This is a genomic window from Brevibacterium aurantiacum, from assembly GCF_900169065.1.
Classification (GTDB): Bacteria; Actinomycetota; Actinomycetes; order Actinomycetales; family Brevibacteriaceae; genus Brevibacterium; species Brevibacterium aurantiacum.
The window spans coordinates 154,899-166,174 of the sequence record NZ_FXZB01000006.1 but is presented as its reverse complement, the minus strand read 5'-3'; the positions used below and the strand labels follow the sequence as shown (position 1 = coordinate 166,174).

The following is an 11,276-nucleotide window of genomic DNA, read 5'->3' as shown; positions in this document are numbered from 1 at the left end:
ATGGGCAGACCGAGGTCGACCCGGTCGGGGTGGTGATGCCGCTGACCGCGTGATTCGTAGCCCGACCCCGCTGCTTAATACCAAGTTAAAGGAACTACCGAAGAACACCACGAAAAGGGACTTGACCTCCTGATTCGCTTCCGGACGGCCAATGCGCGGGGTTAGGTTTCGGCTGCGTTCTCACACCACAGGACAACATCCAATTCATGGCATTGCTCTTCGGAGTCCCGGCCATCATCGCATGGTTCAGCGTGGGTGCTATTGCGACTACTCTGCTCGGAAGATTCAGCAACTTGAAATGGTGGTGGATCGGACTCCTGTCACTGGGGATCTGCCTACTCGTCGTAGCGGCGACCCTCAAGGCAGTGGAAAGAATGATTTAGGACTGCTGTCGCTGGCGATCATCCTGGCGCTGTTCGCCTTCGCTCTCGGGTGCTGTCTCGCCGGTGCTGTCCGCCTGCGATTCTTCGAGTTTCTTCTGGCGGCGCTTGAGGTTGCTGCGACTGGCGAAATAGGCGAGCAGGACAAGCATCCCAATGCGGAACGTGGTCGTCACCCAGTCTGGGACTCCCAGGGATATGTCCGGGATCCACCCGAACAGCAGATTGAACAGCCACTCGAGGAACTGGCCCACCGGGGCGAAAACTGCTTGCAGCCATTGAGTAAACGGCTCGAACAACGGCAACACGATTTCTGTCATCCACCGCATGATCGGGTCGAACAGCCAAGCGAACAAGGTGCCCAGGCCTAACAGCGGAAGCAACAAGCGGATCAGCATCGTCAGCCCTGAGACCAGGGCGTATCTCTCCGGATGTGCCGCCCGTCGACGCTCCCGCGCTTCTGAACGACTCCCGTCCTCGGGCAGCAACGGCACAACATCGAGGTCTTTCCGCACCTCGACCTCACCGGCACCTCCGGCGACGGCACTGGTCACATAGACCTCTTCTTGAGCCTCCATCGATCCGTCGGCACTGCGCCGACGCACTTTGAGCCGGGCCATCAACCACCCGGAAGCACGGATCTCCACTTCGGGTGCATCCTCACCGTCTGATGTGGTCCGTCGGCCGATCGGATACTCGACATCGTCGATAGAGACCGCCGTGACTGTCGTCTTCCAAGGAGTATGTTTCGCCGTGACCGAATACTCACGTTCGAACGCGCTACCAGAGTAGCTGGTGGTTGCGACAACCCGTGAACTTTCGGTCACAGAACTCCCTTAAAAAGCAAACAAGTCTGTCAGACTTAACCACAGACAGACTTGTCAGTATTCACATGCCGGGAGGAACACTAACTGCTTCCAGCCACTCACGCCAAAGTCGAAGTCGCTCCGCTTTCTCACCGTTTCCGTCGTCAGGCGCCGTTTGAACTAGCGGCGCCTCTTCACCGAGAACCACTCTGTCGTGGGCCGTGCCGAGGTTCCGGCGCATGTGCCACAACTCCCCCGTGCACATGCGCGATCCCTTGGTGACCAAGACATACGCCAAGGACAGGAATCGGCGAGTGCTTGATGACTTCGGCGCAGATTCCGAAATCGGCCGGCCTCTCCGGTGTTCCTGGCCCAGGCGAGATAACGACATTGTCGAACTCCTCGAGCACGCTGATCTCGAACTCGGCCCAGTCATTGGGCACGAGCGTCGGAGCACACCCGTTCACTTCGGCGAGGAGATGAAAGAGATTGAGCGTGAACGAATCGGCATTGTCGATGAGCAGAGTCCGCAGCGGCCGCGTCGCTCCCGACGGCCCGTCCGGAACCATCTCAGCCAAGCACCATCCGACGGTTCGCATCCGACAGTCCGCCATCCGCCTCGGCGAGCAACGACTCTTCTGAATCCGCACCGGCGCGAACATACCGCCCGGTGAACGCATCCAGCGTTCCCGACGCCAGAGCCACGGCGAGATCCGTGACCTTCTCGGGTGAGGTCCAGTCGTCGCCCTGACGGAAATCGTGGACAGGCATCGACTTCGTCATGGTCGTCTCGACGACGCCGGGGGCCATCTCGAAGATTCGCAAACCCTTGTCGTGGCCGAAGTGAACGACCGAATCAGCAATACGGAACAGTGACGCCTTCGACGCCGAGTACACTGCATACGCCGGCGTGCCCTTCGCCCCCGATCCCGAGTTGAGGTCGATGATGCGGCTGGGACGGCCGGTCGCCTGGGCGCCCGCCATCAATACGGGTGCAAAGACGTTAATCATGAGCGCAACCCCGGTGACGTTCGCGTCGACGACGCCCTTGAGGCTCTCCGGATCGGCATCCCACAGTGGCCCCTCGGTCGACTCGATGCGCCCGGCATTATTGATGAGCACCTGCAGACGCTTCCCCGTCGATTTCTCGAGTTTAGCGACAGAGTCACGCAGCTGGTTCACCACCGTGATGTCATCAGTGCGCAGACCGACACCGGTCACCGCTCCCCCGGTCGCCTCAGCGATCTCTTCAGCCGCAGCTTCCGCCTTCTCCGCCGAGGTGGCCGTGACGATCACGTCATACCCGGCTTTCGCGAACGCCTCCGACAGGTGGCGTCCGATTCCGCGGGCGCCGCCGGTGATGAGCGCGATCGTCTCGGACGGGACCGCAGTCGCTTCAGATGCGGTGTCGCCGGTGGGCAGGTTCGTTCCGTAAGGCAGCTTCTCGGACATGTCAGAACTCCTCGGTAGTGATCTGGTGCGGGTAGTCAGGTGTCGTGATGTGAACGACAAGTGCTCACGGCCGCGTGTTCGGTCATTCTTGTGCGCTCTGCCGCGATGCGCTGAGCAGATACGACAGAGCCCGGTCGAACCACTCTAGCGGTCGACCGGGCACTGTTACGCACTGTTCTCAGCTGCGGACTTCGGCGCCGTGACGTTCGGCGGCCAACTTCGTTGCCGCCTCACGCATCGCCGAGGCCTCATCGGCCTTGAGCGTGCGATCTGGGGCGCGGAAGGTCAGGCGGAACGCCAGCGACTTCTTGCCCTCGGGCAGCTGGTCCCCGGTGTAAAGGTCAAAAGTCTCGAGCAGTTCGAGCTCCTCCCCTGCACCTTCGCGCAGCGTCGCGGCCAAAGTCTGCGTCGGCAGTTCCGCATCGACGATGAGCGCCACATCCTGACGCGACACCGGATAGGTTGACAGCGCACCGTCCCAGGCACGCAGATCCTCCTGAGCCAGCAATGCGTCAAGATCGATCTCGAATCCGACCGTCCGTGCCGGCAGGCCAAGGTTCTCGCACACCTTCGGGTGCAGCTCGCCGGCATGACCGAGCACCTGACCGTCGGCGAGGACAAACTTCGCCGCACGGCCCGGATGCCACGGGGCGATCTGATCGGCCTCGACGGTGACCTCGAGGCCATTGACCGCAACGATCCGGCGCACGGTGTCGATGACGTCGGTGGCCTCGGCCTTGCGGCCCTTGCCCCAGACTCCGGGCATCTCGGCGTTTCCGGAGATGATGCCCGCGTAGTGGTAGGGCTGATGAGGCACCGAGGCGTAGATCTTATCGAGTTCCGCCTCGGTGGGGTGATATCCGGGCAGGTGACGCGGCCCGGGACCCTCAGGAAGACCTGCCGAGGTGGACACCAGTCCCGCCTCGAACAGCGCAACGTCCTTCGCTCCGCGGCCCTGGTTACGAACCACGAGGTCGACCAGCGTCGAGAGCAGGTTGGTGCGCATGAGCGGCAGGTCTTCGGACATCGGGTTGGCCAGGCGCACGTGCTTCCGACGCACATCATCGGCCTCGAGCCGCAGCTGATCGTCCCGCTTGTCGTTCGTGAACGGGTACGACAGCACCTCGGTGAACCCGTCGGCGGCCAACAGGTTCGAGATCCGACGCCGCGCTTTCTGCGCCACCGTCAGTCCCTTGCCTGCCCTGGCGGCAGGCTGGATGGATGGGATGCGGTCGTAGCCGCCGGTACGGGCGACTTCCTCGATGAGGTCGACAGCGTCGGTGATGTCCGTGCGCCAACTGGGCACGGTCACGGCCAGACGGTCCTTGCCGATGACATCGATGGTCGCGCCGATGCCTTCGAGCAGTCCGGTCACCTCGGCGGTTGTGTACTGGACTCCGACGAGCGAGGCGACGCGCTCGACCGGGAGTTCGATGACAGTCGGCTCGGGAGCTTGCCCGACCTGCGTGGTCGCCGGGCTGAGCGTGCCGCCGGCGAGTTCGACGAGCAGATCGGCACAGCGGCGTGCGGCCACGGGCCCGAGCTTCGGGTCGACTCCGCGTTCGAAGCGACGGGAAGCCTCGGAGGAGAGTCGGTGCCGACGTGAGCTGCGTGCGATCGAAATCGGGTCGAAGTGTGCGGCCTCGATGACCACATCGGTGGTTCCGGGGTGGACCTCGACATCGGCTCCGCCCATGACTCCGGCCAGACCGATGATCTTCCCGCCGGTGCCACCGCGGTCGGTGATGAGGAGGTCCTCGACATCGAGCGTGCGTTCAACGTCGTCGAGAGTCGTGAACTTCTCCCCCGCCTCGGCGCGGCGCACGAAGATCTCTTCGCCGAGCAGCGAGGTGTCATAGGCGTGCAGAGGCTGGCCGAGTTCGAGCATGACGTAGTTCGTGATGTCGACGGTCAGGCTGATAGGGCGCATGCCGGCGGCAGTGAGCCGGCGCTGCATCCAGAACGGGGTTGTCGCCTGCGGGTCGAGGCCGGTGACCTGCAGCGCGGTGAACTGGCCGCATCCGACAACATCGTTGATGGGGTTGGAGTCCTCGATGACGACAGGGAACCCGTCATCGGTGGGGGCGTTCACCTCGGCGACGGCAGAGCTGCCGATATCGGTGAAGGCCTGGCCCTTCATCTGCGCGTACTCGCGGGCGATGCCGCGCATGGACAGCTGGTAGCCGCGATCGGGGGTGACGTTGACGTCGAGGGTGACCTGGTCGAGGCCCAGGAGTGCGATCGCATCGTCGCCGGGCTCACCGCTCAGGCCCAGGTCGGTCAGGACGATGATGCCGTCGTGGTCCTCGCCGAGGCCGAGCTCCTTGGCCGAGCAGATCATGCCATCGGACTTGTGGCCATAGGTCTTGCGCGCCGCGATCTGGAAGTCGCCGGGCAGGACGGCTCCGGGCAGGCAGGCGACGATGAGGTCACCCACGACGAAGTTGTGGGCTCCGCAGATGATGCCGCGGCTCGGGCGCTCTTCACCGGGCTGCGGATCCTTAGGATCGTCGAGGTCCTCGTTGTGCTCAGGCCCGACATCGACGCGACACCAGTTGATGGTCTTGCCGTTCGAGTGCTCTTCCTTGACGAGTTCAAGGACGCGGCCGACGACGAGAGGACCGGTGATTTCGGGGCCGAAGAAGTCCTCTTCTTCGAGTCCGATCGAAGCGAACTCCGCTGCCAGGGCATGGGGATCCGTATCGGCCGGGAGATCGACATAGTCGGCCAGCCAGTTCAGTGGGACGCGCATATCAAGCCTTCATTCCGAAACGAGCCGAGAAGCGCACGTCGCCCTCGACCATGTCATGCATATCGTTGATTCCTTCGCGCAGCATCAGGGTGCGCTCGATGCCCATGCCGAAGGCGAAGCCCTGGTAGACCTCGGGGTCGATGCCCGCTGCCTTGAGCACATTGGGGTGGACCATGCCGCAGCCGCCCCATTCGATCCAGCCGGGCCCGCCGACCTTGTTGGGGAACCAGAAGTCCATTTCCGCGCTCGGTTCGGTGAACGGGAAGAAGCTGGGGCGCAGGCGGGTCTTCGACTCCGGGCCGAACATCTCACGGGCGAAGCCGTCGAGGGTGCCCTGCAGGTTGGCCATGGTCAGGCCCTTGTCGATGGCGATGCCCTCGATCTGGTGGAAGACCGGGGTATGGGTGGCATCGAGTTCATCGGTGCGGAAGGTCTTGCCCGGGCACACGATGTAGAGCGGGACACCGCGCTGCAGGAGTGAGCGGGACTGAACAGGGGACGTGTGGGTGCGCAGCACGAGGCCGGCCTCAGGAGGGTCGACGAAGAAGGTGTCCTGCATCTGGCGAGCAGGATGGTCGGGTCCGAAGTTGAGGGAATCGAAGTTCAGCCACTCGGATTCGATCTCGGGGCCTTCGGCAACTTCCCAGCCGAGGCCGATGAAGTAGTCGGAAGCCTGTTCCTGGATGAGGCTGAGCGGATGGCGAGCGCCGAGGCGGTTGCGGTCTGTGGGCAGAGTGACGTCGATGGACTCTTCGATGAGAACGGCTGCGTCGCGCTCGGCTTCGAGTTCGGCCTGACGGGCGTCGAGGGCCTTCTTGACCTGACCTCGGGACTTGCCGACGATCTTGCCGGCGGCGGCCTTATCGGCCTTGTCGAGTCCGCCGATGGCTCGGTTGGCCAGCGCCAGCGGGGCCTTGTCGCCCGTGAACTCGATCTTCGCGGCCTTGAGATCGTCGAGCGTGCGTGCGTCCGCGAATGCCCTCAGTGCCGCGTCAACGGCCGCATTCACGGCCGACTCGTCCAATGGGTCGAGCTGGTCAGTCATCAATGTCCTTCATCTGATCTGCGTAATCTGCTTCTTCTGCGTACTTCAATGCCGTTTGTCTGCTGCGCTCAAGTCTATCGCCTGTGATTCTGTGCTCGACCACTCGTCCGGATCGTGTCCCGCCGCTCCTGTGACTCCCACCCTCGCCGAGGCGGCTCCACCGGATCCCGGTCCGTTCCCACATCTGTGAGCTGAGTCATCGAGGCCCCACTCCAAAAGATGTAGTGTCGAAACATGACGACTCAGCGAGCTTCCGATGTCATGGTCAAGGCCCTGGAGAACGAGGGAGTCGAACGCATCTTCGGCATCCCCGGTGAGGAGAACATCGATTTCATCGATTCTCTTCGCCAGTCCTCGATCGAATTCGTCCTCACCCGCCACGAACAGGCTGCCGCCTTCATGGCCGCAACCTATGGGCGACTGACAGGCAAGCCCGGAGTGTGTCTGACCACGCTCGGTCCCGGCGCGCTCAACTTAGCGACCGGTGCGGCCTACGCCCACCTCGGCGGGATGCCGGTGATCATGATCACCGGACAGAAGGGGATCCGCACGGCCGAGCAGGCGCGCTTCCAGATCGTGAATACTGTGGCGACGATGAAGCCGCTGACGAAGGACAGCCGACAGATCACCTCGGCGAACATGGTCCCCACCATGGTCAGAGAGGCCTTCCGCGTCGCCCGGTCCGAACGGCCGGGCCCGGTCCACCTGGAACTTCCCGAGGACATTGCCGCCATGCCTGTCGAGCATGCAGACCTGATCCAACCGCACACGAATGGTCGGGCGACTGCCAGCGATGACGCCGTCGATGCCGCGGCCCAGGTGATCCGGAATGCCAAGCGGCCGCTGCTCATGCTCGGCGCCGATGCCTCACGCTCGGACTGCAGCGAGGCGCTCTCACGTTTCGTCTCCCGGGTGCGCATCCCCTATTTCACCACTCAGATGGGCAAGGGATCCGTGTCCGGTTCGTCCGGCCTGTACATGGGCACCGCGGCCCTGACCAGCCGCGACTACGTCCACGACGCAATCGAGAAGGCCGACGTCATCGTCACCATCGGCCACGATACGACCGAGAAGCCACCGTTTACGATGGATGAGAACGGGCCGACCGTCGTCCACGTCGGCTACCGGGCAGCCGTCGTCGAGCAGGTCTACTTCCCGCAGGTTGAGACCATCGGTGACCTCGGGCCCAGCCTCGACCGTCTCGCCGTGGAACTCGTCGGACACGTGCCCAATGCCGGAGCACTGTTGCCGATGCGGGCAGGAATTCTGGAGAAGATCGAAGAACGGTCGAACGATGACCGGTTCATTCCGCAGCGCATCGTCGCCGAGGTGCGCAAGGTCATGCCCGTTGACGGGGTCGTCGCCCTCGACAACGGCATGTACAAGATCTGGTTCGCCCGAAACTACCGCACCACCCGGGCCAATACACTCCTCCTCGACAATGCACTTGCCACCATGGGGGCCGGTCTGCCGTCTGCCATGGCAGCGAAGCTGACCTACCCGGAACGCCGGGTCATGGCAGTCGTCGGTGACGGCGGGTTCATGATGAACAGCCAGGAGATGGAGACCGCTGTTCGCCTCGGCCTTGACCTCGTGGTGCTCGTCCTCGAAGACAGCTCCTACGGCATGATCCGGTGGAAGCAGGCCGTGGACGGCATGCCCGACTACGGCCTGACGTTCGGCAATCCGGAGTTCGTCGCCTATGCCGAGTCCTACGGGGCCACCGGGCACCGGCTGGAAAATGTCGACGACATGCATGACGTCCTCGAGTCCGCCTTTGCCGCCGGCGGAGTCCACCTCGTGGTCGTACCCGTGGACTATTCGGAGAACGAGCGAGTGCTCATCGACGAACTGGGTCAGCGGGAGGCTGCGGCGCTGGACGCGCAGTAAGGCCGGTAAACGGTGCGGGTCAGCCAACGGCCGGATTGGCCTCACTGGCCGGCTGATCTCGATGCAGCATTTGCCGCTCTGACGGCAAGTACTGCGCAGACGAGGATGAGAACCCACCCGAGCAGGGCCAGTATGTGGCCGGCCGTCGTGGCATTCGAGAGTTCAACGCACAGCAGTGCCACGGCATGGCCGATACTGATGACGGCCATGCCAAAGAGGTAGGGCACGCCTGCTCGTTGGCCTGCCTCCCATGCGGCATCGGAGGCCAGCGTGTGCCGCGTGCGTATTCCTATCGCAGAGTTCCTGCCGATCGCCTTTTTGCGCACAGCGACGATCAGTACGACGCTGACCGCTGCCACGATCAGGTAACCCGCCATGGGCGCGTAGAACATCAGCGCTGCTCCTCTCGTTCCTGACTCGCCTGACCAGCTGCACCAACCTCGGCGGCGGTCATTCGACCGTGATGCCGAGTTCGCTGGCGAAGAGTTCGGCGAAGAGCATCATCTGCATCTCATCGATGGTGGCACCCCGCAGCGAGTGGACACCCGAGATCTTATGCGGCTGCAGACCCCGCAGATCCACATTGCCCAAAGTCGCGCTCTCGCACTGCAGCACTCCGACGCTCGAACCGGGAAATGACACCCTGTTGACTTTGGCCCGGTCGAGGTCGATCTCGTCGATGACGCAGTCGCGGAATTCGACGTCGGTGAGTTTGGCTCCGCGCAGGTTGAGGTAGGAGATCCGACAGTTGCTGAGAACGACCTTCTCCCACACGCTGTCATGAACCACCCCTGCACCGATCCGAGTGCCCGAGATCTCGGTGTGGACGAGACTCCCCCGCGGCATAGTCCAGGTGTCGGCCCGGCAGTCCTCGATTCTGCTGCCGGAGAACCGTGCACCGGTGAGGTTCACGGGAGACTCGGCGTCACCGAAGTTCACCCGGGACAAAGATGAGTCCAGGTACGTGGCCTGGGTGGAATCCACCTCGGCGAGGTCAAGGTCCTTCAACTCCATGCCCTCGAGGAACTCCTCCGGACCAATGTCGCCGAGGTAGCCGGGCGTCAAGTTCGTCAGCGTGATCTTCGGTGCGCGTGGAGCTTCAGTCGTCATGGTGTCCACCGTATCGGCTGGGTAGGACACGTCCCTATTGTCGTCACTGCGTCGACTATTCGACGACGAAGTTACTCAGCCCAGCCGCCTTAAGAATGAACGGGGCGATTGACATCAGCACCAGGATCGATGCAACGATCCAGAGCCACATCATTTTTCGCCGCTCGCGCCTGAGACTGGTCGACAGAGCGAACAGCGGACTCAACAACGGCAGGCCGTAGAACACCGGAGTGAGAACGAACGCGAGTGCAAAAAAGCCAACGAATTTCCACTCAGTCTTCGAGAAGAATCCTTCGTGTTGCTGTGTGGTCATAAACCCTACTTCTCCCCGTTGTCAATAGGTGGAATAACCGCAGGCAGTTAGACGACGCAACTGCTGCAGCGACTTCCACCTGAGAGAGCTTAAGCCGGCGACGCCCCAGCAGGCAACGGCTGTACGAAGTCGAAACGCCTCTTTCCACGGAAGTAACGAATAAGGTCCCCGAAAATCATAGCTGGCATCGTCGCAGTGACGAGCAGGCGCGGGACCGAGGGCGAAGAGCTGGTACCGAAGTTGATGGCCCAGAACAGTGCGGCGATCGCGATGCATACCAGGACAGAGTTCAGCACATCCCGCGCGCACCTCGCTTGCAGTTCCGACAGCGACTGCGGCCAAATTTTCGTGCCAGGCATTGCTTCGCTCCGTCCTGCGCCTCACGCATTAATAGACAGGTACCTTGCTTTCAACGCTAGCAGACGTCGCTCTGATCTGGAACACTTGCTCGGTTCAAGCCGGACGCAGTCGAATCACGTTCGGCAGCAGAATTCGTTGAACGCTAGGCCTGCGACTCACATCCGCTGGTTGCGAGCACTCTCGTAGATGCACACGCTGGCAGCAGTCGCCAGGTTGAGGCTCTCAGCTTTACCGTAGATCGGAACAGCCGCCGAGGAGTCACAGAGTTCGAGGTCTTCTGTCCTCATCCCCCAGGCTTCGTTGCCGAAGACCCAGGTGGTGCGGGCGGTCAGGTCGAGTCCGCTATCCCAGGGATGGTGGATGTCGTGAGACTGGTCGTTGGCATCGGCGGCGAGTATCTGCAGGCCGCGGGCACGAGCCAGTTCGGTCACCTCGGCGAGTCCGACCCCGGTGACCACGGGAACATGGAACAGGGAACCGGCTGTGGAGCGGACGGTCTTGTCGTTGTAGATGTCGACGCTTGACGAGGTGAGGACCACAGCATCGGCCCCTGCGGCATCGGCGAGACGGATGATCGTGCCGGCATTACCGGGGTCGCGGACCTGGGAGAGGACGACGATGAGCTGTGCTTCCTTGTCAATGACCGAAGTCAGGTCGACGTCGATGCGTTCGCAGACGGCGACGACGCCCTGTGAGTTCACGGTTGCGGACAGCTCGGTGAGCACCTCGTCGGTGATGATGTTCCAGCGGATGTCGCAGTCCTTGACGGTCTCGACGAACTCCGGATGCGCCTCGGCGGCCTCTTCGGTGATGAAGAGTTCGATGACCGCGCCGCGCGGATCAGCGTTCGAGCCCACCCAGTCCGGAACGCCGGGCGCCTGGCCGGGAAGGCCCAGCTCTGCATGCCGTTCCAGAGCCTCACGCACGGCCTGGGGTCCCTCGACGAGGAACTGGCCCATCGTCTTGCGGCTGTGGCGCTTGAGCAGCTTGACCGCGTTCTTGACCCGTTTCGAATTCGGTGAGGAGATGGCGTCTGGAAGTTTCATGGAATTCGCTGACCCGCATTCTTGCTGGAGGGACTACTGGCTATCGGAGGAAAGGTTCTGGGACAAAATCAACGGCCCCGAACCAAGTAAGTTCGGGGCCGTTGAGAGTATGAGGACCGGCA

General features: G+C 62.6%; 10 protein-coding genes. 1 reads left to right on the top strand and 9 read right to left on the bottom strand.

All coding sequences use genetic code 11. The annotated features are described in order from the left end of the window. Positions 1 to 379: 379 nt before the first annotated feature. The 5 genes from BAUR9175_RS05940 to pheS all read right to left on the bottom strand — a co-directional run bounded on the left by BAUR9175_RS05940 (position 380) and on the right by pheS (position 6,435). Positions 380 to 1,207, bottom strand: a complete 828-nt coding sequence (locus tag BAUR9175_RS05940) for a hypothetical protein (protein WP_101583212.1) — start codon at positions 1,205 to 1,207, stop codon at positions 380 to 382. Between the two features lie 173 nt (positions 1,208 to 1,380). Further along, positions 1,381 to 1,755 (bottom strand): glutamine amidotransferase-related protein, encoded by a 375-nt coding sequence (locus BAUR9175_RS05935; protein ID WP_240520318.1) that lies wholly within the window; start codon positions 1,753 to 1,755, stop codon positions 1,381 to 1,383. Position 1,756: 1 nt separating this feature from the next. Beyond that, positions 1,757 to 2,638, bottom strand: a complete 882-nt coding sequence (locus tag BAUR9175_RS05930; protein ID WP_009884148.1) for an SDR family oxidoreductase — start codon at positions 2,636 to 2,638, stop codon at positions 1,757 to 1,759. A gap of 178 nt (positions 2,639 to 2,816) precedes the next feature. Continuing rightward, on the bottom strand, positions 2,817 to 5,390 hold the full coding sequence (gene pheT / locus BAUR9175_RS05925) for a phenylalanine--tRNA ligase subunit beta (protein ID WP_101583211.1): 2,574 nt from the start codon (positions 5,388 to 5,390) through the stop codon (positions 2,817 to 2,819). A 1-nt stretch (position 5,391) separates the two neighbouring features. Then, the gene (gene pheS / locus BAUR9175_RS05920; RefSeq protein ID WP_009884150.1) at positions 5,392 to 6,435 is read right to left on the bottom strand and encodes a phenylalanine--tRNA ligase subunit alpha; all 1,044 of its coding nucleotides are present in this window, start codon (positions 6,433 to 6,435) and stop codon (positions 5,392 to 5,394) included. A gap of 234 nt (positions 6,436 to 6,669) precedes the next feature. On the opposite strand from pheS, the gene BAUR9175_RS05915 reads away from it, so the two are divergent. Beyond that, entirely contained in the window at positions 6,670 to 8,325 is a 1,656-nt protein-coding gene (locus tag BAUR9175_RS05915; protein ID WP_101583210.1) for an acetolactate synthase large subunit, read from the top strand. A gap of 41 nt (positions 8,326 to 8,366) precedes the next feature. Here BAUR9175_RS05915 and BAUR9175_RS05910 read toward each other — a convergent pair whose 3' ends face one another. From BAUR9175_RS05910 to BAUR9175_RS05890, 4 genes are all read right to left on the bottom strand, one after another. Continuing rightward, complete coding sequence (locus tag BAUR9175_RS05910; RefSeq protein ID WP_009885047.1) at positions 8,367 to 8,717, bottom strand: SdpI family protein; 351 nt, start codon at positions 8,715 to 8,717, stop codon at positions 8,367 to 8,369. A 58-nt stretch (positions 8,718 to 8,775) separates the two neighbouring features. Next, complete coding sequence (locus BAUR9175_RS05905; RefSeq protein WP_035279612.1) at positions 8,776 to 9,435, bottom strand: pentapeptide repeat-containing protein; 660 nt, start codon at positions 9,433 to 9,435, stop codon at positions 8,776 to 8,778. Positions 9,436 to 9,490: 55 nt separating this feature from the next. After that, positions 9,491 to 9,748, bottom strand: a complete 258-nt coding sequence (locus BAUR9175_RS05900; RefSeq protein WP_009885049.1) for a hypothetical protein — start codon at positions 9,746 to 9,748, stop codon at positions 9,491 to 9,493. Positions 9,749 to 10,263: 515 nt separating this feature from the next. Next, positions 10,264 to 11,154, bottom strand: coding sequence for a TrmH family RNA methyltransferase (locus BAUR9175_RS05890; RefSeq protein WP_009885051.1), 891 nt, complete (start codon positions 11,152 to 11,154; stop codon positions 10,264 to 10,266). Between the last annotated feature and the right edge of the window lie 122 nt (positions 11,155 to 11,276).

What these genes read in the sequence shown, in the direction of transcription:
- BAUR9175_RS05890 (WP_009885051.1), bottom strand. Translation starts at nt 11,154, where the DNA reads ATGAAACTTCCAGACGCCATCTCCTCACCGAATTCGAAACGGGTCAAG.
- BAUR9175_RS05910 (WP_009885047.1), bottom strand. Translation starts at nt 8,717, where the DNA reads ATGTTCTACGCGCCCATGGCGGGTTACCTGATCGTGGCAGCGGTCAGC.
- pheS (WP_009884150.1), bottom strand. Translation starts at nt 6,435, where the DNA reads ATGACTGACCAGCTCGACCCATTGGACGAGTCGGCCGTGAATGCGGCC.
- BAUR9175_RS05905 (WP_035279612.1), bottom strand. Translation starts at nt 9,435, where the DNA reads ATGACGACTGAAGCTCCACGCGCACCGAAGATCACGCTGACGAACTTG.
- pheT (WP_101583211.1), bottom strand. Translation starts at nt 5,390, where the DNA reads ATGCGCGTCCCACTGAACTGGCTGGCCGACTATGTCGATCTCCCGGCC.
- BAUR9175_RS05930 (WP_009884148.1), bottom strand. Translation starts at nt 2,638, where the DNA reads ATGTCCGAGAAGCTGCCTTACGGAACGAACCTGCCCACCGGCGACACC.
- BAUR9175_RS05900 (WP_009885049.1), bottom strand. Translation starts at nt 9,748, where the DNA reads ATGACCACACAGCAACACGAAGGATTCTTCTCGAAGACTGAGTGGAAA.
- BAUR9175_RS05935 (WP_240520318.1), bottom strand. Translation starts at nt 1,755, where the DNA reads ATGGTTCCGGACGGGCCGTCGGGAGCGACGCGGCCGCTGCGGACTCTG.
- BAUR9175_RS05915 (WP_101583210.1), top strand. Translation starts at nt 6,670, where the DNA reads ATGACGACTCAGCGAGCTTCCGATGTCATGGTCAAGGCCCTGGAGAAC.